This window comes from Paludibaculum fermentans (genome assembly GCF_051172195.1).
In the GTDB taxonomy this organism is placed as follows: Bacteria; Acidobacteriota; Terriglobia; order Bryobacterales; family Bryobacteraceae; genus Paludibaculum; species Paludibaculum fermentans_A.
The window spans coordinates 1,375,253-1,400,471 of record NZ_JBPJAQ010000002.1; the positions used below are offsets into that span (position 1 = coordinate 1,375,253).

19 protein-coding genes are annotated in these 25,219 nt (G+C 63.4%); 13 read left to right on the plus strand and 6 right to left on the minus strand.

Translation table 11 applies throughout. From position 1 onward, the window contains the following. Positions 1-38 precede the first annotated feature (38 nt). Positions 39-341 (plus strand): hypothetical protein, encoded by a 303-nt coding sequence (locus ACR9Y2_RS32130; RefSeq protein ID WP_435045970.1) that lies wholly within the window; start codon positions 39-41, stop codon positions 339-341. Positions 342-479: 138 nt separating this feature from the next. Then, a complete protein-coding gene (locus ACR9Y2_RS32135) occupies positions 480-926 on the plus strand; it encodes a hypothetical protein (protein ID WP_435045971.1) in 447 nt (148 codons plus the stop codon). Here ACR9Y2_RS32135 and ACR9Y2_RS32140 read toward each other — a convergent pair whose 3' ends face one another. Both ACR9Y2_RS32140 and ACR9Y2_RS32145 read right to left on the minus strand, forming a co-directional pair. Beyond that, positions 927-2,018, minus strand: a complete 1,092-nt coding sequence (locus ACR9Y2_RS32140; RefSeq protein ID WP_435045972.1) for an alanine racemase — start codon at positions 2,016-2,018, stop codon at positions 927-929. It lies immediately after the preceding gene. Between the two features lie 19 nt (positions 2,019-2,037). Beyond that, positions 2,038-2,757 (minus strand): hypothetical protein, encoded by a 720-nt coding sequence (locus tag ACR9Y2_RS32145; protein WP_435045973.1) that lies wholly within the window; start codon positions 2,755-2,757, stop codon positions 2,038-2,040. A 118-nt stretch (positions 2,758-2,875) separates the two neighbouring features. On the opposite strand from ACR9Y2_RS32145, the gene ACR9Y2_RS32150 reads away from it, so the two are divergent. Continuing rightward, complete coding sequence (locus ACR9Y2_RS32150; protein WP_435045974.1) at positions 2,876-3,274, plus strand: BlaI/MecI/CopY family transcriptional regulator; 399 nt, start codon at positions 2,876-2,878, stop codon at positions 3,272-3,274. A 2-nt stretch (positions 3,275-3,276) separates the two neighbouring features. Beyond that, the gene (locus ACR9Y2_RS32155; protein WP_435045975.1) at positions 3,277-5,766 is read left to right on the plus strand and encodes a M56 family metallopeptidase; all 2,490 of its coding nucleotides are present in this window, start codon (positions 3,277-3,279) and stop codon (positions 5,764-5,766) included. On the opposite strand, the gene ACR9Y2_RS32160 is transcribed toward ACR9Y2_RS32155, so the two are convergent. Further along, a complete protein-coding gene (locus ACR9Y2_RS32160; RefSeq protein ID WP_435045976.1) occupies positions 5,755-6,933 on the minus strand; it encodes an NAD(P)/FAD-dependent oxidoreductase in 1,179 nt (392 codons plus the stop codon). The two genes, ACR9Y2_RS32155 and ACR9Y2_RS32160, sit on opposite strands and share 12 nt — an antisense overlap. Between ACR9Y2_RS32160 and ACR9Y2_RS32165 the strand changes: the two genes are divergently transcribed. From ACR9Y2_RS32165 to ACR9Y2_RS32175, 3 genes are read left to right on the plus strand one after another with little or no spacing between them, the layout of a single operon-like run. Continuing rightward, a complete protein-coding gene (locus tag ACR9Y2_RS32165) occupies positions 6,923-9,049 on the plus strand; it encodes a glycosyl hydrolase 2 galactose-binding domain-containing protein (RefSeq protein ID WP_435045977.1) in 2,127 nt (708 codons plus the stop codon). The genes ACR9Y2_RS32160 and ACR9Y2_RS32165 overlap by 11 nt on opposite strands. Continuing rightward, on the plus strand, positions 9,046-10,173 hold the full coding sequence (locus ACR9Y2_RS32170; RefSeq protein ID WP_435045978.1) for a glycoside hydrolase family 172 protein: 1,128 nt from the start codon (positions 9,046-9,048) through the stop codon (positions 10,171-10,173). Before ACR9Y2_RS32165 ends, ACR9Y2_RS32170 begins: the two co-directional genes overlap by 4 nt. After that, positions 10,170-11,045: a hypothetical protein gene (locus ACR9Y2_RS32175; protein ID WP_435045979.1), complete on the plus strand. Its 876-nt coding sequence runs from the start codon at positions 10,170-10,172 to the stop codon at positions 11,043-11,045. The genes ACR9Y2_RS32170 and ACR9Y2_RS32175 overlap by 4 nt, the downstream gene beginning before the upstream one ends. Before the next feature lie 32 nt (positions 11,046-11,077). Here ACR9Y2_RS32175 and tsaB read toward each other — a convergent pair whose 3' ends face one another. Continuing rightward, on the minus strand, positions 11,078-11,701 hold the full coding sequence (tsaB, locus tag ACR9Y2_RS32180) for a tRNA (adenosine(37)-N6)-threonylcarbamoyltransferase complex dimerization subunit type 1 TsaB (RefSeq protein ID WP_435045980.1): 624 nt from the start codon (positions 11,699-11,701) through the stop codon (positions 11,078-11,080). A gap of 3 nt (positions 11,702-11,704) precedes the next feature. Next, positions 11,705-13,420 (minus strand): DUF5060 domain-containing protein, encoded by a 1,716-nt coding sequence (locus ACR9Y2_RS32185; RefSeq protein ID WP_435045981.1) that lies wholly within the window; start codon positions 13,418-13,420, stop codon positions 11,705-11,707. Positions 13,421-13,445: 25 nt separating this feature from the next. Between ACR9Y2_RS32185 and ACR9Y2_RS32190 the strand changes: the two genes are divergently transcribed. Then, entirely contained in the window at positions 13,446-15,839 is a 2,394-nt protein-coding gene (locus ACR9Y2_RS32190) for a zinc-dependent metalloprotease (protein ID WP_435045982.1), read from the plus strand. Between the two features lie 3 nt (positions 15,840-15,842). Here ACR9Y2_RS32190 and ACR9Y2_RS32195 read toward each other — a convergent pair whose 3' ends face one another. Further along, positions 15,843-16,214, minus strand: coding sequence for a hypothetical protein (locus tag ACR9Y2_RS32195; protein WP_435045983.1), 372 nt, complete (start codon positions 16,212-16,214; stop codon positions 15,843-15,845). Between the two features lie 82 nt (positions 16,215-16,296). On the opposite strand from ACR9Y2_RS32195, the gene ACR9Y2_RS32200 reads away from it, so the two are divergent. From ACR9Y2_RS32200 to ACR9Y2_RS32220, 5 genes are all read left to right on the plus strand, one after another. Next, the gene (locus tag ACR9Y2_RS32200; protein ID WP_435045984.1) at positions 16,297-17,460 is read left to right on the plus strand and encodes a Gfo/Idh/MocA family protein; all 1,164 of its coding nucleotides are present in this window, start codon (positions 16,297-16,299) and stop codon (positions 17,458-17,460) included. A gap of 67 nt (positions 17,461-17,527) precedes the next feature. Beyond that, complete coding sequence (locus ACR9Y2_RS32205; protein WP_435045985.1) at positions 17,528-18,175, plus strand: ECF-type sigma factor; 648 nt, start codon at positions 17,528-17,530, stop codon at positions 18,173-18,175. Positions 18,176-18,225: 50 nt separating this feature from the next. Next, positions 18,226-20,919: a protein kinase domain-containing protein gene (locus ACR9Y2_RS32210; protein WP_435045986.1), complete on the plus strand. Its 2,694-nt coding sequence runs from the start codon at positions 18,226-18,228 to the stop codon at positions 20,917-20,919. A 165-nt stretch (positions 20,920-21,084) separates the two neighbouring features. Next, on the plus strand, positions 21,085-23,817 hold the full coding sequence (locus ACR9Y2_RS32215) for a DUF1800 family protein (RefSeq protein ID WP_435045987.1): 2,733 nt from the start codon (positions 21,085-21,087) through the stop codon (positions 23,815-23,817). Positions 23,818-23,837: 20 nt separating this feature from the next. Beyond that, complete coding sequence (locus ACR9Y2_RS32220; protein ID WP_435045988.1) at positions 23,838-25,199, plus strand: DUF1501 domain-containing protein; 1,362 nt, start codon at positions 23,838-23,840, stop codon at positions 25,197-25,199. The last annotated feature ends 20 nt before the right edge of the window (positions 25,200-25,219 follow it).

The window sequence follows — 25,219 nt, forward strand, 5'->3', positions numbered from 1 at the left end:
TACTCTTGTGTGAAGATTTCGCCAGGAGGGCGTTCAAGATGAAAAAACTGGGTTTGATCCTTGCTGTCACCACGATGTGCGCATTCGCCGGCGAGTGGACCGGCTACATTTCCGAGACGAAATGCGGAGCGAAGCACGCCGACGCTTCCGCCGGTAGCGTGGCCTGTGTAAAGAGCTGCATCAGCCGCGGCTCGAAGCCCGTGCTGGTCAGCGATGGCAAGGTTGTCGCGATCGCCAACACCGATAAGGTGCCGGCCGATCTGTACGGCCAGAAGGTAACGGTCAGCGGCGACCTGAAAGATGACTCCCTGACCATCGCCAGCATCGCTGCCGCCAAGTAGTTTTTCCAGCTCAAGCAGAAGTTTACAAAGAATGGGAGGCGCCCTGAAGAAGGGTGTCTCCCATTTTTTGTTGCTGGTTCACACTTGGCGGAAAGTCGGCGTCCTACCCACAGAGTCCGAATTCTGGAGGGCATTACGATGCTGAAAACGATGACCATCTTCCGCGCGGCCCTGGCCGTGCTCGCTGTGAGTGTTCAACTGCAAGCCGGCGGTTTCTGGCTGATTTCGGGGAACCCGGAGGCCAGTGCCGACGCGAAGAATAAGCAGGCCGTGGTCACGGTGAAGGCGGTGGGCTGCCACCAGCCGGAGACCGCGACAGTGATCGGCACCGCGATTGGCACGGTGAACGGCCAGCGGAAGGTGCTGCCGTTGAAGCTGGAGCCCACGTCCACTCCGGGGATGTACACCGTGGCCAGGCAGTGGCCGGCTGAAGGCAAGTGGGTGCTGTCGTTCGAGGGCCGGTACGGCGAGTCCAAGACGAGCCTGATGCTGACCGCCGGGCCCAGCGGTGTGGATCGGACGCACCAGAAGCAAGCGACCGGCGCGCCCGATCAGCAACAGATTGAAGCCCTGCTGGCGAACTGATCACTGCAGCTTGCCGCGGCCTTCGACGGTCCAGGTCTCGACGACCTCGTCCCCGCGAACGCCGTATACCTGCTCGTGCAGATTCATGGCGACACAGATGTGATTGGGGAGCACGCGGACCCGATCGCCCACCGATAGCTTCGCGCTGTCGCCGGCGAGTTCGATGAAGCCGTGCTCCTCATTCATTTTGTGGAAGAGGGCGCCGGGTGCCTCAAGGACTTCGCCAAAGGTCACCTCGCTGGAGCCGGAGAGGCGGTCGGACGAGAATGTCTTTGAACCGCCGTCGATGATGAAGCGCCAGGGGGCCACGGAAACCACGGTGGTCAGGATGGTAGCGGCGCATTCGTCTCTCGAGCACGCTCCGGAGAGGATCGTATTGCGGTCGTTGAAGATGTACGTTCCGGGGCGGATTTCGTTGACCTCGGGGATCAGATGGGACACCCAGAGGAGCGGCGTGGAGCCCCCGCTGACGACTTCGGGGCTGAAGCCGTTCGACTTCAACAATGCCACGGTGCTGGTGAGGGCCGCGCCCAGGGCCGCGACATCCTCTTTCCCCTTCTCGCTAAAGTCTTTGATATGACCGGGGTAGAAGGCAAGGCCGCGCCACTTCAGGCCGAGCAGGGCAGAGACGGCCCGGACCAGCGCCAGGGTGTCTTCCCCGGGTTGGACGCCGACGCGGTGCAGGCCGACATCCATTTCCGTCAGGATTCCAATCTGGACCCCTGCGGCCACTGCGGCGTCGCTGAGCGGTTTGGCGGCGGCCAGGGAATCGAGGGACACGGTGAGATTGGCCTTCTTTGCGACTTCCGTGAGCCGCGCCAGTTTCTTCGCCCCGATGACCGGATAGGCCACCAGGATGTCGGGGGTACCCGACTTGAGCATCACCTCGGCTTCGGTCGATTTCGCGACGCTGAGGCCGACCGCGCCCAGGTCTACCTGACGGCGGCCGAGGGCCGGAATCTTGTGAGTCTTGGTATGGGGCCGCAGGCGCAGATTGTGTTTGCGCGCGTAATCGGCAACCTTAGTGAGGTTGCGATCCATCTGGTCCAGATCGATGATAATGGCGGGCGTATCGAGGTCAGAGATTCGCATGAATGGCCTTGGGGCCATTTTACTTCTTCTTGACCGGGACGAACCGGACGCTGACCCGCGGCGGCGCCTTGCGGTAGACCAGTTCCAGATCCTTGGGGCGCAGTTTGCCTTCCATCTGGAAGTAGAGTAAGCCAGTTACGGGTTTCTTGATCTCGCCGTCCGTCAGGACGCGGGCTTTGAGGAGATCGAGCAGCGGGTTCTTCTTGACGTTCCGGTCCTCAATGCTGGCCACCGCGCTGGAAGTGTCGGCCGTGGCGGTGCCGGCATTGGGCGTTTCGTTCGGCATGGGCAGGCTCTGGCCCATGGGCCCGCCACCGCCAGGGATGCCGGGCACGCCGTAGGGGACGCGGCGCTGCTGCGACATGCCGGTGCCCTGGGTACCGCCCTGGGATTTTACGACCATGACAGCCGTGCCGGCGATCTGCGTGGGCTCCAGCGGGCGCGATTTCTGGCCGTCGCGATCGCTGCGCAGCAGGAAGTCGTCGAGATTGAGATTGATCTCCTCGCCCTGGGCGGGCGTGAAGGTGACCTCAACGACGACGATGGATTCGCCGGGGTCCATGCCGAGCAGGGTCTTCACCTGGTCGCGGTCGTAGTAGGCCTTGGCCTGGATGGCGACGCGGGGATCGGAGCCTTCCCCGCTGACGGGTTCCCCGGGCTTTGGCTTAGGTTTTTCGGCGGAAAGCAGCGTGGCGGCGGCCAGCAGGCTGGGCAGCAGGCGCGAAAGTAATCGTGTCACGACAGGCATCCTCTCTCCCCACTCTATAGCGTACGCGCGGGAAAAGCGCGGGGTTGCTACGCCGCACACATTTCTATTGACACGTTCGCCGAATAGAGTTACAAATTGTAGCGGTACGATGCGTAACAGTAAAGCAACGCGAAAAAACCTCAGCGGCCTTGAGCAACTGGTGATGGATTTCCTGTGGGCCCAGGGGCCGGCTAGTGCTGAACAGGTGCGGGCCGCTCTCAATGAGACTCATCCCATGAAAGACGCCACGGCGCGGACGATCCTGCGCCGGCTGGAGGAGAAGGGCTACGCGACCCACCGTGAGGAGGGCCGCACCTATATCTACTCCGGCGCGGAGCAGCCGCAGAATGTGGCGATGACGGCGATCCGCCAGATCATTGACCGGTTCTGGGGCGGTTCGGCCGAGGCGCTGGTGGCGGGCATGGTGGAGCAGGAAGTCATCGATCCGGCGGAACTGCGGGCTTTGGCGGCGAAGTTGGAAGAGGGTTCCCGGAAGAAGGAGGAGTAGCGATGGATTTCGCGCGCGGGTTGATCCATTTCCTGGGCTTCACGGTGGGCACAGCGTCAGTGCGCATTCTGCTGCTGGCGGCACTCGCCGGCGGGATCGCCCTGATTGTCCGGCGGCGTGGCGCGGAAGTCCGGCATGCGGTCTGGACCGTCGTCCTGGGCGCCATGCTGGTGATGCCGATGCTGCCGCTGGTGGTACCGCCTATGGCCGCACCGCGTTGGGCACGGACGCTGGAATGGCCGTTGACGCCAAGGATTCCTGCGCCTGTTCCGTCTTCCACTCCGCAATACGGCACTGTGATGACGGTGACCGCTTCAGGACGTATCAGTGTAGATCAGGGCACCCGGCCTGCGCCGCTGACTGATCGCCGCACCGGTATTGACCTTTTGATTTCGGCGTACTGCCTGATCGCCGCCATCGCCTCCCTGCGGGTGGTGATCGCAGTACGCCGGGCGACCGGCCTGGTGGAACGTGCGGAGACCCTAGAGGACGACCGGCTGCGGGAAATGATGCGGGTGATCAGCCTGGAGCAGGGTACCGGCTACCCTTTGCCTCGGGTGGCGGAATCGGTGGAGGCGCTGGTGCCGTTCACCGCTGGCTGGCAGGATCCGGCCATAGTGCTGCCTCTGGACTGGCGCGGGTGGAGCGAGTTTAAACAGCGCGCCGTGCTGTCCCACGAAATGGCGCATATGCGGCGCGGGGATTGGTTGATTGCACTGGCGGCGGCCTTCAACCAGGCCATCTTCTGGTTCCATCCGTTGGCGTGGTGGTTGCGGCGCAAGTTGGCTGGATTGGCGGAAGAGGCGTGCGATGGAGCGGCTATGGCGAATGTCGGGGACGGGCGGCGCTATGCGGGCGTCGTGCTGGATTTCGCCGCGGTGATGGCGGCCTCAGGATCGAGGTTGAGCTGGGAAGCGACGGCGATGGCGCGGTCGAGCAAGGTGGTTGGACGCATTGAACGGATTCTGGAGGGTGAGCTGATGTGGTCCCAGGCGATGACGAAAACGGCGTGGGTAGTGCTGCTCGCGCTTGCTTTGCCGGTGTTGTATGCGGCTTCGGCTTTAGAACCATTTGAACCGCCCGCCCTGTCGACGGGCACCTTTGGCCCGTTGCCGCCCTCCTCCACCGTGGTGGCGGGCGGCGACATGACGGCGGCGGAGGCGGCGATGCTGGAGGCTCGGGTAACGCGCAACAGCCGGGATATCGACGCACGCCTGTTGATCACGGGCTACTACTTCCGCCACGCCGCGACTGAGCAATACCGGCAGCAACTGTTATGGATGGTGGAGAATGCGCCTGAGTCGTATGTGCACGACACGATGGCCCTGGCGACAGGGAGCAACGGGTCCCTGTTGATTGACGCGGCGATGAAAGCGCAGTTGGCTGAGTTGTGGCAGAAGCAGGCGGCGCTGCATCCCGCCGATCCCATGGTGCTGGTGCATGCGGCCCGGTTCTTCCGGGAGGGGGATCCGGAGGCGGCTCTGCCGTTCTATTTGCGAGCGCGCGAGGTGGCTCCGGAGAATCTCAACTGCATTGAGGAGTTGGTCACTCTCCACGTGACAGCCGTGGCGATCACCGAAGGGCAAAATCGGCCTTCTCCGGAACTGCTCCCAAGGTCTGAGCGGATCAGGGCGGCATTGGAAAAGAGCGACGATGCGGAGTTGCTGGGGCGGAGTGCCATCAGGCTGGGCCCACCCCGGTTTCATCCGTCGCAAAACATACCACCGGCCATACGGGAGAGGATGGAGGAATTGAGCCGCACGCGAACCGCCCTGGCGCGCACCCTGCTCGAGCGCGCACATGCGCTTGCCCCTGCCGACGAACGTTGGCCCAGGGCGCTTGCCCGGCTGGATGCGGGCGAGCCGCTGTTCGAACGGCCGCAGGAGCCGGAGAAGCCGGTGTCTTCGTCGCTGCCGGTCTATCCTGCGCTAGCGAAACTGGGACGCGTGCAGGGCAATGTGATGGTGGAGCTCTCGGTGCGGAGCGACGGCTCTGTCAGTGAGGCGACGTTGATGGGCGGGCATCCACTGTTGGCCAAGGCTGCCCTGGAGGCAGTGAAATCCTGGAAGTTTGCGGCCCGGCCGGCCGAGCAGCGGATCATGACGATGGTGGAGTTCAGGCTACCCGCGGACAGCGTGAGCCCTTCGCCTGCTTCGGCGGCGCCTGTGCAAACCGCCGGCACGACGGCCGGTGGGATTCCGCCCCGTATCTCGGTGGGCGGCAATGTCCAGCAGGCCATGCTGACAGAGTCGCCAGCGCCTGTTTATCCGCCCCTGGCCCGACAGGCTCGGATTAGCGGCACGGTGCGGTTCAAAGTCATCATCGGCAAGGACGGATCAGTCGCGAATATGACGCTCGCCTCGGGGCATCCGTTGCTGATTCAGGCGGCACAGGAGGCGGTGCAGGCGTATCGCTACAAACCCACGCTGCTGAATGGCAATCCTGTGGAAGTCGAGACGGAGGTCAATGTGAATTTCCAACTATCCAACTGAGAGCGCCTGGGCCGCGGCATAGGCTGAGGCCCAGGCCCACTGGAAGTTGTAGCCGCCCAACCAGCCCGTCACGTCCACTACCTCTCCGATGAAGAAGAGGCCGGGGACCTGGCGGGCTTCCATCGTCTGGGAAGACAGTTCGGTGGTGCTGACTCCGCCGCCGGTCACTTCCGCCTTTTCGAAGCCTTCCGTCCCGGCAGGTACGAGGCTCCATTGATGCAGGCGCGTGTCGATCTTCTTCACACTCGGGACCGGCTGGGTGAAACCCTCCACGTCCAGCCAGCGCTCGGCCAGGCGCTGCGGCAGTTTCGACGACAACTGCTTGCGGGCCTCGTGGGGCAGGGTAGTCGAGAAGTCGACTCCGGGCAGCAGGTCGAGGTTCAACGGCGTGCCGGGCTTCCAGTAGGACGAGATCTGCAGGATGGCCGGACCCGAGAGGCCGCGGTGGGTGTACAGCATCTTTTCGCGGAAATGTTGTTTGCCGTGGGAGGCGACCACTTCCGTCGACACGCCGGAGAGTTCGCCCCAGCGGGTTGCGTCCGCCTTGGTGAAGGTGAGGGGGACCAGGGCAGGGAAGGTGGGTTCGATGCTGAGGCCGAACTGGCGCGCGAGGTCGTAGCCAAAGCCGGTGGCGCCGGTCTTCGGGATGGAGAGCCCCCCGGTGGCGACCACCAGGGCCGCCGAGTCCATTGGGCCGCGCGAGGTCTCGACTCGGAAACGGGTGTCGCGCGTTACCGATGTGACTTTCGTCGACGTATGCAGGTCCACGTGTCCAGCCGAGCACTCGGTCAGCAGCATGGTGAGTAGATCCTGCGCCGACCGGTCGCAGAACAGTTGCCCCAGCGTTTTCTCGTGATAGGGGATGCGGTGTTCACGCAGCAGCTCGACGAAGTTCCGCGGAGTGAAGCGCGCCAAGGCCGATTTCGCGAAGTGAGGATTGCCCGAGAGGAAGTTGCGCGCCTCGACGCGCAGGTTCGTGAAGTTGGCGCGGCCTCCGCCGGAGATGAGGATCTTGCGGCCGGGCCGGTCGGAGTGTTCGATCAGGGCCACCTTGCGGCCCCTGCGGCCGGCCTGCGCGGCGCAGAACAATCCGGCGGCTCCACCGCCCAGGACAATGGCATCGTACGTCAATCTTCGATGATACGATGGGCGCGTTATGAGACGCATTTGTCTGATTTGGCTGTGCCCGCTGGTGCTGCACGCCGCCGCCGGCCGAGTGACGCTGTCGTTGAACGGAGATTGGCGCGTAGGAGAGAGCGTGGCGGCCGAACCGGCTCCGGCGGAGTTCGGTCACACGGCGGCCGTGCCCGGGTTGACCAACCAGGCGCAGCCGGCGTTTCCGGACGTCGACCGCTTCGACAGCCGCGAGTTCATCCAGACATCGATTCGAGAGAAGCGCCTGCCCGAGAGCGCGCGCGTCGAGACCGCCGGTGTGCCGCGCCAATCCCGCAACTACTTCTGGTATCGCCGCAGCTTCCGGGTGCCTGAACGCAAGCCGGTGGCGATGCTGCGCGTGGCCAAGGCGCAGTTCGGCACAGCGGTGTGGCTCAACGGGAAGAAGGTGGGCGAGCACCTGGGCTGCTTCACGGCCGGCTACTTCGACGTCACGACCTTTGTGAACTGGGGCGGCGAGAACGATCTCGTCATCCGCATTGGCGCGCACCCGGCGGCACTGCCTGTCTGGGCGCCGGCGGGCACCGATTTCGAGAAATACAAATGGACTCCGGGGATCTACGACAACGTGTCGCTGATCCTCACCGGGCTGCCCTACGTCGAGAGCGTCCAGGTGGGGCCGCGGCTGAGCGACTCGTCGGCTGTGGTCGAGACGGTGCTGGTGAACCTGGGCAGACGGCCTGTCAGCACGCAGCTCGTCCAGCAGGTGAAGCCGTGGAAGGCGCAGGCGCTGGCCGTCACGCTGCAACCCGGCGAGCGGAAGACCGTCCAGCAGACGCTGCCACTGCCGGGCGCAAAGCTGTGGACGCCCGAGGAGCCGAACCTGCACTGGCTGGAGACTGGCGTGGGCGAAGACACGCTCCGCACACGCTTCGGCATGCGCGAGTTCCATTTCGACTCGGCCACCAAGCGCGCTTACCTGAATGGCAAGATCTACTTCCTGCGCGGCTCCAACATCACGCTGCACCGTTTCTTTGAAGATCCGTTGTGCAAGCGGCATCCGTGGGAAGAGGCGTGGGTCCGCAAGCTGCTGGTGGAGGGTCCGAAACAGATGAACTGGAATGCGTTTCGGTTCTGCATTGGCCCGGCGCCGGAGCTGTGGTTCGACATCGCGGACGAGGCGGGCCTGCTGATCCAGAACGAGTTCTTCATCTGGAACGGGCGCGAGTACTTCCCGCCGTACAAATCCGACGAATTGATCACGCAGTACAAGGAGTGGATGCGCGACCACTGGAATCACCCCAGCCAGGCGATCTGGGATGCGTCGAACGAGACCGACTCAGCCATGCTGCGCGAGCAGGTGATTCCGCAGGTACGCAAGCTCGATTTGTCGAACCGGCCGTGGGACAACGGCTACGCCGTGCCGATGGGTTTTGACGACGCGGTGGAGGATCATCCCTATCTGTTCAGCGCGCTGACGCGGCCCGAGGGAAACTTCTCCATGACGCAGTTGGAGCGCATGACCGGTGCCAAGACCACCAATGCCGGACACCCCTCGGCCCATGCCGTCATCGCGAATGAATACGGCTGGCTGTGGTTGAACCGCGATGGCACGCCCACGCTGTTGACAGAGAAGGTCTACGAGCGGCTGCTGGGGAAGAACGCCACGCCGCAGCAGCGGTTCGAATTGTATGCCTACGATCTCGCCGGGCTCACCGAGTTCTGGCGCGCACACCGCAATTTTGCGGGGGTCCTGCACTTCACGTGGCTGACGTGCAGTTACCCCGGCGTGAAGACGTCGGATCATTGGCGCGATGTGGAGAAGCTGGAATTGGAGCCCAACTTCGCCGATTGGGTGCGCGAGTCGTTCCGGCCGCTGGGCGTCTATATTAACTTCTGGCAGCCGACTCTCAAGCCCGGAGAGACGCGCAATTACGCCGTAATGATGGTGAATGATGAGGGCGCTCCGGTGAAGGGTCAACTGCGATTGGAGTTCGTGGACGGGCCGTCGAAAGAGTTCGCCTTCGAACTGCCTGCATACGGCGCGCACACCTGGCAACTGCCGCTTGTGTCGCCCACGGCCGCAGGGCATACAATGCTCAAAGCGACCGCTCGCGTCGAGGGCCGGGCAGAGACGATTTCACGGAGGAAGGTGCAGGTTTTACCATGAAGAGTTTTCAGAGGCGTGGATTCTTTCAAGGCGCCTTGGCCGCGCTGGGGATTGGGGCCGCTCCGGCGGTCGCGCAAGCGCAAGCTCCCAGGCCGGCGGCCGCGGGACGGGCGGGATTTCTGCCGGAATATTGCCGCGCGCAGAACTACCGGTCGTTGAAACAGTCGAGCTACGATGCCACCGGCGGCAACTCCGACCGCTGGCCTATCGCCGGCGGCCAGACGCACGAGATCTTCAATCAGAAGGGGCCCGGCGTCATTTCGCACATCTGGTTCACCATCTCCGCGCAGAGCCCGCTGCACTTGAAGGAGTTGATCCTGCGCGCCTATTGGGACGGCAGTGAAAAGCCCAGCATCGAAGTGCCCATCGGCGATTTCTTCGGCCTGAATCTGGGCGACTATGTGCTCTACGAGAGCGAGTACCTCGCCTGTTCACCCGGCAAGTCGCTGAACTGCTATTTTGCGATGCCTTACCGGACGTCGGCACGCATGACCGTGACGAATGAGGGTACGCGTGACGTCGGGTCGTTCTACTCTAATATCGACTTCATGGCCGTGGAGGCGCTGCCCGCGGACGCGCTCTACTTCCACGCGCAATACCGGCAGGCGGCTCCGAATGTGGCGCAGCAGCTGCCGGATAGCAAGAATCCCGATGGCAAGACGAACTTCGTGTACTGCGAGACCCACGGCCGCGGCCACCTGATGGGCGTGACCCTGGGTGTGGTGCAGAACAAGGAAGCATGGATGGGCGAAGGCGACGACATGATCTTCGTCGATGACGAGACCAAGCCGCTGATCGTCGGCACGGGTTCGGAAGACTACTTCCTGGGCAGCTGGAACTTCGGCGGGCGCGAGAATGCCAAGGCCTTCGGCTACCACCAGTACGGCGCGCATCTCATCCAGAGTCCGGAACGCGTGGGCGGCCGTTACTGCTGCTACCGCTTCCATGGCGACAACCCCGTAACCTTCACCAGGTACCTCAAGCACACGATGGAGCACGGCCACGCCAACGATCGCGGCGACTGCTTCTATAGCTGCTGCTACTGGTATCAGGACAAACCCACAACCGAAGTGCCGGCCCTTCCGGCCGTGAAAGACCGACTCCCCAAGGTGGTGCCTGCTTGAAGAAATCAATTCTCCTGATTTTCGCGGCCTGCGCCGGCGGAGCCCTGCTGTGGGCCGCCGTGCCGGGTTTTGTCCTTTGGAACAACGCCGAGCTTCACGGCTACATGGCCAAGATCGCGGCCCGGATGAAGACCGAGAAGGTGCTGGGCCAGGATCTTGGCAAGTGGGGCAACCACTGGTCGTCCATCACCCGGCGCAATGCGGACGGGGTGGGCGAACTGCACGAGAAGGTGACTGACCTGTTCATCTGCGAGGGCGGGGAAGCCACGCTGGTGGTGGGTGGCACGCTCACCAGCCCGACCTCGGCCGGTGCGGGTGAAATGCGAGGCACCGGCATCACCGGGGGCCGCAAGGTGACAATGAAGCCCGGCGACATGGTGGAGATCCCTGCCAACATGCCGCACCAGTTGCTGGTACCGAAAGAGTTTCTCTATTACGTGGTGAAGGTGCAACAGACCGCGCCGCAGTCGCAGGAAGGCTTCCGCTACTGGTCGCAGGCGGAGTTCCTGGGCTGGAAGGGCAAGCTGCAGGCCAAACTGGCCGGCAAGAATGTGGCCAACCAGGAGATCGCGAACTGGGGCAACCACTCGCAGCTGATGGTTTACCGTACCGGCGACGGTGAGGTGGAGGTCCACGAAAAGCAGGTGGATTACTTCATCGTCGAGCACGGTGAGGCTACGCTCACTGTTGGCGGCAAGGCCACCGGCACCCGGGTGACGGGTCCTGGCGAACAGCGCGGCGGCACGATTACCGGCGGCGAGAAGGTCACACTGAAGGCTGGCGACATCGCTCACATTCCAGCGGCTGTGCCGCACCAGGTTGTGGGGACGAAGGACTTCCTCTACGGAGTGCTGAAGGTCACGGTCGAGTAATGCAGTGACAGGCGGGCTGCGCCGCGGCCCGCCTACTTATCCACCCAGTTCAATTCCGCATCCGACCGGCGCACGTAGTTCGCATCCAGCGCCATGGGATCGGTCAGGCGGCTGGCCGCCAGCTTCCCAATCGCACCCGCCAGCGCTCGCGGCGTCTGCGTCGCCTCCACCCCAAAGACCGCCGGATCGGGCGTTAGCAGCTCCACCACGCTCGGAAGAGTCTCGCGCCAGGGCTGGAACTTCGTCACCAATTCGGGGCCGGCTGGTTCCTGGTCACTGCTGTACAAACCCGCGTAGATCTCGCCCCGGCGCGCATCGCAGAACGGCGCCCGCAGTGCGGCTGTCCCGTAGACCGACATGGCCTGCAGATTCGAGATCGCCGCGGCCGGTACGCCCGTCGCCTCAGCCAGACCCTTGATGGCGGACAGCGCTACACGCACGCCCGTGAACGAACCCGGTCCCGACCCGGCCGCATAGCCGGCCACGCTGGCATACTTCCAGCCATGCCGCCGCATCAGGCGGTCCAACTGCGGAAACAGGACGTGGCCAAAGCCCTCGGGGGAGTGGAGGATGACTTCTTCGAGAACAGCGCCGTCTTCCAGCAGTGCGATGGAGCCGAATTCCGAGGCTGTATCGAGGGCGACAATGCGCGGCATGCGTTACTTCTTCACCGTGTACACATAGTCGAGGATATAGAGTTTGCCCGGGGCGTTCAGGACATACAGGCGAACGTTCATCGGGCCTTCTGATTTCGCCAGCATCACGGCCGGCACCACCAGGGTTCCGTCTGAACCCGTCGCCAGAATGCGCGTGCCCTGGCCGTCCGGCACGATCTCCCCCGCCAGCATGTACATCATGCGCCGTGTACCGGCCGTCTTCTTCTTGAGCTTGATTTCGAACTTGATGGGCTCGCCCGCCTTCAGCGTCATGTCGCTGGGCGGGTTTACGAGCTCGAAGGGCGCCTTCACCGCGCTGCGCTCGGGTTCCTGCACGGGGATGGGCCACGATTCGAACTTGTAGCTCCTCAGCATGCCCTCCTTGCGGCCGTCGCGCGACAGATGCAGGATCCAGTCGCGGGTCGCGTCGGGCGGCGTACCCTCGTAGAGTTCACCCTTCCAGTCCTTTTTCTCCTTCACCGCCTCACCGGTCGAGGGGTTCACCCAGTAGACGTCGTAGCCGTGTTTCTCCACCGTCATCTCGACCTTCTGGGGATGCTCGATATAGACCAGGTACTCGGTTTCCGGATTGGCGATCGCCCGCCCGCCGTCGAGGTCGAAATAGGGCTCGATGTCCCAGAAGCGCGTGCGCGACATGGTGTCGAACCAGCCGGTTGCCGTCTTGGCGTTGGCTGAGCCGTCCACGAGATTGCCGGTAATGGAGATGTAGGCTCCGCTGATGGCGGCGTTCCAGACGCGTTTGCGGAACGCCTCTTCCGGCAGCGCGGCGTCGATGAGAACAACCTGCGGAACGGTGTTGGCGATGTGTTCAATCGCCGGAACGGTCAGGTCCGGAGCGCCGTTGATCACGAAGTCCAGCCAACCGTCTGGCCCCAGCGGAGCCGAGGTCACGGCGGAGCGGGACGATCGCGGATGGCCATACGGGTCCAGGCCTTTCAGTGCGACGCCGACCTCCTTGAGGATCGGCCGGGCATTGGGCGAAGATTCCCATTCATTGGCGAGCTGCCAGGTGATGTTGAAGGCGCTGTAGCGGCCCGCCAGGTAGCGCAGAAACCGCTCGCGGTCGCTCCAAGTGGTGTAGGCCGCGGCGAGGTCCGCCGGGGTCGGCATCACGATCAGGTCAGCGACCATGCCCTTGCCGTTGATCGCCGTCACGCGTTCGTCTATCTGCTTGTAGAAGGCCGGATCGATCTTCGACGAGAAAACCGGCAGCGACAGGTGCGTGAACTTCTGCTTGGCACGGGTTTCCACCGCGGCCAGGTCTGTGAAGTCGGTACCGAAGTAGAGATGCGGTTTCAGGGCTTCGGTGTACTGCCAGTGGTGGGCATTGGCGCGCTTGATGAATGCCGTGGCGTCAGGATTCGCGACCGAGGTGAACTTGTCTTCCTTGCCCTCGAATTCGGCGATGTTGCCGCTCAACCGGTAGGTGTAGTTGCCCACCTCGACCGGTGTCACTCGAAAGACCATCTTCGGGCCGCCATCCCAGAAGGCCGGGAACTTGTAGGTCTTGAATTCCGGCGAGCGGAACTCGGCCCAGAGCTCAACGGTGGCGGGCGGATTCGGGTGTTTGGCAGCGACGGCGGGCGGCAGCTCCACCACGATTTCGCAGGGCGAATAAACCGGTGTGTTGCCGCAGGGCTTCTGCGCGAAGGCCGTCACGGCGGCGAAGGCCAGAAGGGGCAGCGAAAGCATCCGCATAAGACCAGTGTACAGTGGTGAGAATATGCGCTTCCTCGCTCTGGCCCTCACTCTGCTCCCCGTTTTGGCCGCGGCGCCGCCCGCGGTCCCCAAGAATCTGCGCGTCGACGGCTTCGTTCCGTATTACTGGCAGGAAGCGGAGGGGAAGTTGTGGCTGGAAGTCGGACGCTGGGGGCAGGAGTTTCTGTACTACACGTCGCTGCCTGCCGGAATAGGGTCCAATGACATCGGGCTCGATCGCGGCCAGCTCGGCGGCAGCTTCGTCGCGCGCTGGGAGCGCAGCGGCAACAAAGTGCTGCTGGTCGCCGCGAACACCGACTATCGAGCCGAATCCCGCGATCCGGCGGAACGCCGTGCCGTGAGGGACAGCTTCGCCGAGAGCGTGATTTGGGGCTTCGAGGCGGCGGTCCAGGAGGATGGCCGGGTACTGGTCGACGCCACCTCGTTCTTCCTGCGCGACGCGCACGGGGTCGCCGATACCCTGAAGGCGCAGAAGCAGGGCGACTATCGACTGGACTCATCGCGGAGCGCATTTTACCTGGCCCGCACGAAGAACTTCCCCCGGAACACAGAGGTGGAGGCCACCATCACCTTCACCGGGGGGCCGGCAGGGCGGCTGCTGCGGTCGGTTACGCCGTCAGGCGGGGCTATCACCGTGCGGATGCACCACAGCTTCGTGGAACTGCCTGACCTGAGTTTCCAGAAGCGCGAGTTCGATCCGCGCTCCGGGTTCTTCGATGCGTCCTACGTCGACTACGCCACCCCGGTGTCGGAACCCGTGGTCAAACGCTTCACACCGCGCCACAGGTTGGAGAAGAAGGACCCCACGGCGGCTGTCAGCGAGGCCGTGAAGCCGATCGTCTACTACCTGGACCCCGGTGCGCCCGAGCCCATCCGCGGTGCCCTGCTGGAAGGCGCCCGCTGGTGGAACCAAGCCTTCGAAGCGGCCGGCTACCGCAATGCCTTCCGGGTGGAATTGCTGCCGGAGGGCGCCGATCCGATGGACGTCCGCTACAACGTGATCCAGTGGGTGCACCGGTCGACACGCGGGTGGTCGTACGGCTCCAGCGTGAGCGATCCGCGCACGGGTGAGATTCTCAAGGGCCATGTGACTTTGGGTTCGTTGCGCGTCCGGCAGGATTTCCTGATCGCCGAATCGCTGCTGGCTCCTTACGCCGCGGCAGGGACCGATCCCCGCATGCTGGAGATGTCCCTGGCCCGTCTGCGCCAGTTGTCGGCCCATGAAGTCGGCCACACGTTGGGACTAGGGCACAACTACATCGCCTCAGTACACGACCGCGCCTCCGTGATGGACTACCCCCATCCGTGGGTCACGCTGAAGAACGGCCAGCCGGATCTCAGCGATGCCTACGCGAAGGGCATCGGCGAGTGGGATAAGGTGGCGATTACCTGGGGCTACTCCCAGTTCGCCCCTGGCACCGAGGAGAAAAAGGCGCTCAACGCGATCATCGACGCCGCCCGGCAGCGCGGCCTGACCTTCCTGACGGACCAGGATGCCCGGCCGGCCGGCGGAGCGCATCCCGAGACCCACCTATGGGATAGCGGGGCCAACGCCGTGGATGAGCTGAATCGCTGGATGGGCGTCCGCGCCGCGGCGCTGGCCCGGTTCGGGGAGAATAACGTGCGCACCGGCACCCCGCTGGCGTTGTTGGAAGACGTGCTGGTCACGTTGTACCTGTCGCACCGCTACCAGGTGGAAGCAGCCGTGAAGTCGGTGGCAGGACTCCGGTATTCCTATGCGCTTCGGGGGGATGGACAGACGCCCACGCAGATGGTGGCTGCCGCGGAGCAGCGCCGGGCGCTGGAGGCGGTGCTGGCCACCATCCGGCCAGAGGCGCTCACACTGCCCGAATCAGTGATCCAGCAAATCCCACCCCGGCCCGCCGGTTTCGACCGGACACGCGAACTATTCCGTCATCGGACTGGGCTGACCTTCGATCCGGTGGCCGCGGCCGAGTCCGCCGCCGATATGACGATCGAATTGGTCGTGAATCCGCAGCGGGCGGCGCGGCTGGTGGAGTACCATGCCCGTGATGCAGCCATGCCGGGCTTGGGCGAGGTGCTCGACCGGCTCTTCAGCGTCACGTGGAAAGCGCCCGAGAAGCCCGGGCTGGCCGGCGAAGTGCTTCATACCGTGCAGTATGCGGCGCTACGGAACGTCATGAACCTGGCTGTGGATGACGACGCTTCCGGTCAGGTGCGGGCCGTGGCGTTGTCGGAAATCCGCAAGTTGAAGACCTGGCTGGCCGCCCGGCCGGGGAGCGCCAATATCGCACTGGGGCTCACGGAGATTGCGGCGTTTGAGAAGGATCCCAAGCAGATGAAGTTGCCGAAGGCGCCGGAGCCCCCGCCCGGAATGCCGATCGGGATGGCTGCTCTATCGTGCGATTGGGAGTAGTCCTCAGTTGATGGCGGTGCTACGCGCCGCCCTCTCACTTTTCCTGTTGAGGTAGAAGCTGGACGCGGACAGCATGCCGGTGAGGGCAACCCATACCTGCCAGTGTGAAAAGGGGCCCTCAGTGATGAAGAAGTTCTTCGTCAGGCCGAGATCCTGGCCCAGGCGCCATAAGGCGATGGCGAAAGTGAGTGTCGCCGCGGGCGTCAACAGAGCTGCCAGGCCGCCGGCCATCTCCTGTGTACTCACATGGTTGGGATTCCCGGGCGGAGCGGGTGCGACCGGCGAAGGCATCTCGACCACATGCGGCCTGTCCTGCCCGCGGTGTGGCGTGACGGGTCTCAGTGCTGCGTGTTTGAAGCGAAGGCGAACGATCATGTTACGGGACCCGGAGCACTTGTTATAGAGTGTAGAAGGTCTAAACCTTGAGCCTATTATCGGCTCGCAAGGATAAAACTTTATGAGCAAACTCAAAGTCGCAGTCATTGGCGCCGGCTTCATGGGCAAGACCCACGTGGAGAACCTGCGCCGTTTGGGGTTCGTCGAGGTGGCGGCCGTGGCCGGGATTACCCAGGACGAAGCGGATCGCTTCGCCGCCGCGCACTACATCCCGCGAGCCACCGGCAACTACAAGGAATTGCTGGCCGACCCGGAGATTGTCGGCGTTCACGTCTGTACGCCCAACGCGCTGCACGCGCCCGTCGCCAAGGATGCCCTTACCGCCGGCAAGCATGTGTTGTGCGAGAAGCCGCTGGCGATGTCCGCCAAGGAAGCCAAGGAAATGCTGGACCTGGCTGAGAAGAAGAAGCTCTGCCACGCCACCAATCATAACCTGCGCTACTACCCGGCCGTTCAGCAGGCGCGCGCAATGATCGCCAACGGCGACCTCGGGGAGATCCGGGTCGTCCAGGGCACCTACTCCCAGGACTGGCTGCTGTACGACACCGACTTCAACTGGCGCATCCTGCGGAAGCACAACGGCCCGCTGCGTGTAATGGGCGACATTGGATCGCACTGGATGGACATGATCCAGCACGTCACCGGCCTCTCCATTACCGCCCTCTGCGCCGACCTCAAGATCATCCACAAGACCCGCAAGCAGCCCAAGGTAGCCATCGAGACCTTTGCCGGCAAGACCCTGACGCCGGAAGACTACAACGAAGTCAAGATCGACACGGAAGACTTCGGCATGGCCATGCTGCACCTGGGCGACAACTGCCGCGGCGCCTATACGGTCAGCCAGGTTTCGGCCGGCTGCAAGAACCGCTTCGAGTGGCTGATCGCGGGCAGCAAAGCCAGTATCAGCTGGAACCAGGAGAAGCCCGACGAGCTCTGGATCGGCGAGCGGAACGTGCCCAACCGCCTGCTGTTGAAAGACGGCAGCCTGTACTATCCGAAGGCCGCCAGCTATGCCGACTACCCCGGCGGGCACAGCGAAGGCTACGACGACGCGCACAAGCAGCTCTATAAGCGCTTCTGGTCGCGCGTGATGGACCGCAGCCTGCCCATCGAGTATCCGACGTTTGCTGACGGTTTGCGCGGCATGCAACTGCTGGAAGCGGTGATCGAAAGCAATAAGAAGAAGGCCTGGGTGAAATGCGCTCCGGCCAAGGGCAAAAAGTAGATTATTGTACGGTTTACAGGCGATCGAAAGGCTCCGGGCAACCGGAGCCTTTCGTGTTTTTGATAACTTGACAACGCTGTCCCCGGCCGCGAAGATGATTACCTATACGGCAGGCCTCTGGCCCGTCCAATCGGGGAACAATTCGCGGATGCACGAAGTCAAGCCGGCGGAACTTACTCAACTGCTGCACGAATGGCGAGATGGCGACCAGAAGGCGCTGCACCGCCTGGTCCCGCTGATCTACCCCGAACTCAAACGCATCGCCCACGCCCATCTGAAACGAGAATTCGGCCACAAACCGCTCAGCACCACCGAACTCGTCAGCGAGCTCTATTTACGCCTGGCCACCGGGAATTCACCGGAATGGGACAGTCGAACCCATTTCTACTCGATCGCGGCCCGGCTAACGCGGCAGATTCTCGTGGATGCCGCGCGCGAGCAGCGGGCACAAAAGCGTGGTTCCGGCATACCCCCCGTCTCGCTGGAGGAGGCTAAGGAATTGGCCGGCGGCCGACCCACGGATGTCCTGGGGATCCACGAAGCCCTCAGCCAGTTGGCGGAGTTCGACCAGCGGAAGGCGGAGATCCTGGAATTGCGGTACTTTGGGGGACTGGAAGCCTCCCAGATCTCGGCTGTCCTCGAGTTGTCCGAGTCGACCATTGCGCGGGAGATCCGGGCCGCCAAGGCCTGGCTGCGCTCTTATCTCGCCCAATGACTGCCGAACGTTGGCGCCGTATTGAAGAGCTGTTCCATGAAGCTCTGGAAGTGCCTGCATGTCAACGGGATGCCTGGCTGGACGCGCACTGCGAAGACGCCGGTATGCGCTCGGAGGTGGCCCGCATGCTCGCCCAGGACGATGGGGGCGAGACCAGCCTGAGGGCGTCCATTGCGGAAGCGGCCGAGTCCGCCGTGGAAATGGCCGGCGCGGTGCAACCCGGGATGAGGATCGGCGCCTACCGAGTGGAGCGTCTGCTGGGCCGTGGCGGCATGGGTTCGGTTTACCTGGCGACGCGCGCCGACGACCAATTTGAAAAACGGGTCGCGATCAAGCTGCTGCGTGTCGGAGTCTCCGGCATCGAAGCCCACACCCTGTTCCTGCGCGAACGCCAGATTCTCGCGCAGCTCGACCATCCCTACGTGGCGAGGCTGCTGGACGGCGGCACGCTGGAGAATGGCCAGCCCTATCTCGTTCTCGACTACATCGAAGGCCAGCCGCTGCTCGAATGGTGCGAACAGCGAAAAACACCGCTGCGGACCCGCCTGGCGCTCTTCGTAAAGGTCTGCGAAGGCGTGGCTTACGCCCACCAGAACCTGATCGTCCACCGCGACCTGAAACCCCAGAACATCCTGGTAAACACCGAAGGCGAACCCAAGCTGCTGGACTTCGGCATCGCCAAGCTGCTCACCACCGACTGGTCGGAACAAACCCAAGTGCCGGCCGGGCTGATGACTCCGCAATACGCCAGCCCGGAGCAGTTGACCGGCGCGCCCATCACCACCGCCACCGATGTGTACTCACTGGGTGCGATTCTGTACGAACTGGTATCCGGCGAACGGCCGTACGAAACCGAAGGGCTTTCGATGACGGAGCTCGTCCGTCGCATTGTTGACCTGCCCGTCCATCCGCCCAAGGCCAGGATCCCGTCGGATCTGAAAAACATCGTCCTGCACTGTCTGGACAAGGAACCCGCCCGCCGCTACGGATCCGCCGATCAGTTGGCCGCTGATTTGCGGCGATACCTCCAAGGCGAAGCCGTGCTGGCTCGAGGTGATTCGGTTCTGTACAGAGCCGGCAAGTTTGTGCGGCGGCACTGGGTGGGGGTCGCGGCTTCCGCGGTGATCGTCGGCAGCCTGGCGCTGGTGGCGATCCAGGCGGACCGGAACGCCCGCGAGCAGGCCCGGCTGCGCGCGATTTCCGAGAGCCGTTTCCAGCAGGTCCGGCAACTGGCGAACCGGTTCCTGTTTGATTTTCACGACGCCATCCAGTTTCTGCCGGGCTCCACGCCGGCGCGGCGCCTGGTCGTCAAGACGGCGCTGGAATACCTGGATGCCCTGGCCGCCAACCATACCTCCGATCCCAAGTTGTTGAGCGAATTGAGCACCGCTTATGAGCGGGTGGGCGATGCTCAAGGCAACTCCTACTTTCCGAATATCGGCGATATCGACGGAGCCGAAGCGAGCTACCGCCGGGCGATGGAACTCCGGTCGCACCTGCCTGTTGAGACGGCGCAAGATCTGCATGACCTGGTGCTGATTCACCTGAAGTTCGGCGATATGCACGACATGCGCGGCAGGACGGCTCAGGCCCGGGTGGAGTACGAGTCAGGCCTGAAGCTGGCGACAGAAACGAAGCTGACGGGCCGGCCGGTCACGGTCGCCCGGATCCGCTGCCACATGCGGTTGGGCGACCTCGACGAGAAGTCGAACCGCGCGGGGGATGCCCTGCGCCACTACCAGGCCGGACGCGACAACATGTTGGCTTTGATCGCGGAGAAACCGGATACGCGCAGCCGCGCCGAGCTGAGCCTCGCCTACTACAAGATGGGGCGCATGCTCTCGTTCACTGGTGACATCCCCGCTTCGATCGATGCGCGCAGGAAGGGGATCCAGCAAGCGGCGGCCGCCAGTGCCGAGGATCCTTCGAATCAGGTGTACAAGCGCTATGAGTTCCTCAATCACCTGGGCCTCAGCGACAATCTGTCGACCCCGCGCGCAGGAAAGCTCCGCAATCTGGACGAAGCCTTTGTACATATGCAGAAGGCGCGCGGCATCATCGAGGCCGTGGCGGAGGCCGATCCCACGAATCTGCAGGCCCAGGTGGATGTCGGCGTGATCTGGAACTACATCGGCGGCTGGCACGAGGACAAGCAGCAGTGGCCCAAGGCGGTGGAGGCGTTTCGTCATTCCGTCGCTATCACCGATGCACTGGCGAAGAAGAATCCGGCCAGCCGGCAATACCGCACGCACAGCGCCAATAACCACAAACGGCTGGGCGCGGCCCTGGCTGAGATCCCGCAACTGGAGCTGAGCCTGAAGGAGATCCGCTGGGCGCTGGGGCAATACAACGCGCTGGCTGCCGAGGATCCCAAGGACAAAGATCTGCGGGTTTCCCAGTTGGAGGCGTGGCGCGATATCGGCGAAGTATTGCGGCTGATGGGGCGTCCCCTGGAGGGCATCGAACCCAACCGGACCGCCATTCAGATGCTCAAGGACCTGATTGTCGATGATCCGACCAACAAAAACTGGCCCGATCATCTTTCGCCCATGTATCAGCAATTAGCAAAATGCCACGCCGATGCCATTCCGAAAATCAAAGTTCCAGGCGAACAGACGGCACACTGGCGGGCCGCACTCGAGAATTGGAAATTAGCCGCTTCGTCCGGTGGGCCGGAAGCGGCTAGGCCTGAGATCCAAAAAGGCGTGGAAGCCGCTGAATCGGCCTTACTTAAGCTCAGGTAAATCACTGAGTCCTTTTAATTTAGCCGTAGCTGGCAAAGCGAGTGCCGGGTTTTCGCATACTTAATTGTGAGGATCTCTGCAGCTCTCTCTTTTTGCCTTCTGGCATTCGGGCCCCTGGCCCTTGGACAAACGATTACTGTTTATCCCGGACCCGCGAATATCGCGGTGGGCACCACGCGGACTCTCACCGCGTATGTGCCGCTGTCCCCGGCGACCATAAACTGGTCGATCAACGGAGTCGTGGGCGGCAACAGCACCTACGGCACAATCACCCCGGCTGGCGTGTACACCGCCCCAACCGTGCCGCCCGCCTCGAACGTGATCACGGTGGCCGCCACCAGCACCGCGTATCCTGCGAAAGTTGGCTCCGCCCAATTGACGATCACTTACCCGCTGCCGTACATCTGGAGCAGCAGTCCCTCGAAGTTCGCAGCCGGGCCCGTTTCGCTCACCTTGAACGGCGCGGCCTTCATGCCGACGACCAAGGCGACGATCAACAATCAGGCGATGACGGCGACTTACGTATCGCCCACCAAGCTGATTGTGACGGGCAATGTTCCGGCCTCGATGGTGGGAACCGCGCAATTGCGGGTTTCCCAGCCCGCGCCCGGGGCGGTGAGCAGCGATCCCCTGAACCTGACCGTGACGCTGTCGAGCGTAACGGTGTCCGTCTCGCCCGCCAGTACGAGTTTGGGTTTGAATGCTACGCGGACCTTCACGGCGACGGTAGGCGGGACGGCGAACACGGCCGTCACATGGAGTGCAACGGCGGGCACGATCACCTCCGCGGGCGTGTATACCGCACCTTCCGCGCTGCCCAACCCGGCAACGGCCACAGTGAAGGCGACCAGCGTGGCGGACCCGTTGGTGTCCGGCACCGCTGCCATCACGTTGACACAACCTGTGACCAGCGTGACGATGACTCCGGCGACAGCCAGCGTCCAGACAGGCGGTACTCGGCAATTCGCGGCGACAGTGGCCAACAACGCGAACCAGATGGTCACCTGGACGGTGAACAACATCGCAGGCGGCAACTCGACGCTGGGCACCATCTCCTCGAGCGGGCTGTACACGGCACCCGCGGCCGTGCCGAGCCCCGCGGCAGTCACGGTGAAAGCGGCGAGTGTGGCGGTGCCCACGGCGACCGCCAGTGCGACAGTGACGGTGACAGTGCCGGCCACCAGCGTGACGTTGACGCCACCCACGGCCAGTGTGCAATCTGGGACCACGCGCCAGTTTACGGCTGTGGTGAACAACAACGCCAATCAGTCGGTGATGTGGACTGTCAATAACGTGGCGGGCGGGAATGCGACCGTCGGGACCATCTCGGCTGCAGGGCTCTACACTGCGCCCGTAAACGTGCCCAATCCGGCAACGGTGACCGTCAAGGCGACCAGCGTGGCCGTGACGACGGCATCGGGCAGTTCAACTGTCACGATCACAGTGGTGGTGCCTCCGGTGAACCTGAGCAGCGCTCGATTGCTGGAGCAGGCTGCTTTTGGACCGTCCGCCGCGGATTCGCAGGCGGTGGCGACGCTGGGCATCAACGCCTGGCTGTCCCAGCAATTGGCCATGCCGGAGACGACCATCCCCGTCACCGGCGATGTCAGCCAGGATCGCGCCCAGTTCCTGTGGCGCATGGTGCACGCTCCCGATCAATTGAGGCAGCGCACGATCAACGCCCTGGCCAAGATCATCGTCCTCTCCTCGAATAAAAACGTCTACTCCAATGAGATCGCGCCCTACTGGCAGATCCTCAGCAGGAACGCCTTCGGCAACTACCGGCAGTTGCTGTGGGACATCACCGTCAGTCCGCAGATGGGCAAGTATCTCGACCTTGCTAACTCCACCAAGCCGGGCGTGGGCGGTGGGGCCAACGAGAACTACCCGCGAGAGATCATGCAGCTGTTCAGCATCGGGCTGGTGCAATTGAATCCCGATGGTTCGACCAAGCTGGATGGCCAGGGGAACGCGATTCCGACCTACGACCAGGCCACGGTGGCGCAAACCGCCCGTGCCCTGACCGGCTGGACCTATCCCACGGCCGCGGGCGCCCAGCCGCAGGCCACAAATTGGGAGAACTTCTCCGCTGCGTCGATGGAGACGCGTGAACAGAACCACGACACAACCGCCAAGACGCTGGTGGGCGGCTGCGCCATCCCCGCGGGCCTGACTGTCGCCGTGGAGACCAACGCCGCGCTGGATTGCATCTTCCAGCATCCGAACGTCGGCCCGTTTGTGGCCACGCGCCTGATCCGCGACATGGTGACCAGCAACCCCAGCCCTGCGTACATCGAACGTGTTGCGCAAGTGTTCAACGACAATGGCGCGGGCGTACGGGGCGATCTGAAAGCGGTGCTGCTGGCGATTCTGACCGACAGCGAAGCACGCCAGGATGTGGCTACGACGAACCAGGGCCGCGTGAAAGACCCGCACTTCCAGTTTGCCGAGTTTGTGCGCAGCCTGAACGGCAGCGTTGCGCAGTCGAACTCGTTCAGCTATATGTTCGTCGACCAGAGCATGAGCCCGCTGGAAGCGCCATCGGTCTTCGGCTTCTACCCGATGCTCTATCGGATCCCCAAAACGGCTTTGTTTGGGCCCGAGTTCCAAATCTACGGGCCCACCGAATCACTGGTGCGGGCCAATTTCTTCTACTTCATCCTTACCGGCCAGATGGGCTCGGAGGTGGTGGTGAACCTGGCGCCGTTCCAGAATGCCGCCAGCGACATTCCGACGCTCATCGAAACCGTGAACAACACGCTGCTTTTCGGCCGCATGCCGCAGTCGATGAAGAACAGCCTGGCGACCGCCATCGTGGCCATGCCGGACAACAACCAGCGGGTGCTTACCGCGCTCTATCTCACCGCGCTCAGCGGGCAGTTTGCCGTGCAGTACTGATGCGAAAAGGAAATACAGACATGAAACGAAACACAAAAGCGACACGGCGAAACTTCCTGCGGCTCACCACGGGCGGCGCGATCTCAGCGGCCGGCCTGGCTCGCTTCGGCCTGATGAATGCCTATGCTCAGCAGGCGACAGACTACAAGGCCCTGGTCTGCATCTTCCTGTTCGGCGGGAATGACGGACACAACACAGTGATTCCGCAGGTCTCGTCGGAGTACAACGCCTATAAGTCGATTCGCGGATCCCTGGCATTGCCGGGTACCGATGCGAAGCTGCTGGCGGTGACGGCGAAGAACGGCACGCCCTATGCGCTCAGCGACGGGCTGGCAGGCATTCATCCACTTTGGGCGCAGCAGAAGCTGGCCGTGGTGGCCAATGTCGGCAACCTGGTGCAGCCCACGACCCGGACTCAATACCTGGGAAACGCGGTGCCTTTGCCCTCGAACCTGTTCTCGCACTCCGACCAGGTGCTGCAGATGCAGACGGCGACCCCCAGCGGCTCCGGCGGCACCGGTTGGGCGGGCCGCGTGGCCGACTCGGTGACAGCCATCAACGGAGCGGCGACTTTCCCGGTATCGATCTCGATGTCGGGGCCGCAGCTCTTCTGCGCGGGCAATGACGTGCAATCCGCCAGCTTCCTCCCCGGGTTCGACATGGAGCCGTATGGGATGAACATCTGGCCCTCGACGGCGGCGGCGGCCCGGCTGCAAGGTCTCCAGGAAGTGATCAGCATGGACAGTGGACTGGCTGTCGTCCAGGCCGCGAACAAAGTACGCCAGGACGCGATGGCGCTTTCGGCGATGCTGAAGAGCGCGTCGACCACCAGCCCCATCGCGACGGTCTTTCCGGGCACACAGCTCGGAAACCAGCTGAAAGAAGTGGCGAAAGTGATCAAGTTGCGCACCCAGACAGGACTGAAGCGGCAGGTGTTCTTCTGCTCGCTGGGCGGGTTCGATACACACGGTTCGCAGAGCTGGCAGCACTGGGACCTGCTGAAACAACTGAGCGCGGCGATGAATGCGTTCTACCTCGCCACGCAGGAGTTGGGCGTGGCCGACCAGGTGACGACGTTCACTGAATCGGAGTTCGGCCGGACGCTCCAGCCCAGCGGACAGGGCAGTGATCACGGCTGGGGCAGCCACCACGTGGTGATGGGCGGTGGTGTGCAGGGCGGCGACCTGTACGGCCAATTCCCGGTGATGGCGTTGGGCGGGCCGAATGATTCCGGCTCACGCGGCGCGCTGCTGCCCAGCACTTCGCTCGACCAGTACGGAGCCACCATGGCGCGTTGGTTCGGGCTCGACGACACGGCCCTGAATCTGGTCTTCCCCAACCTGAAGAACTTCACGACGCGCAACCTCGGCTTCCTCGGCTAAGGCGGGGCGCGCAGTAAAGT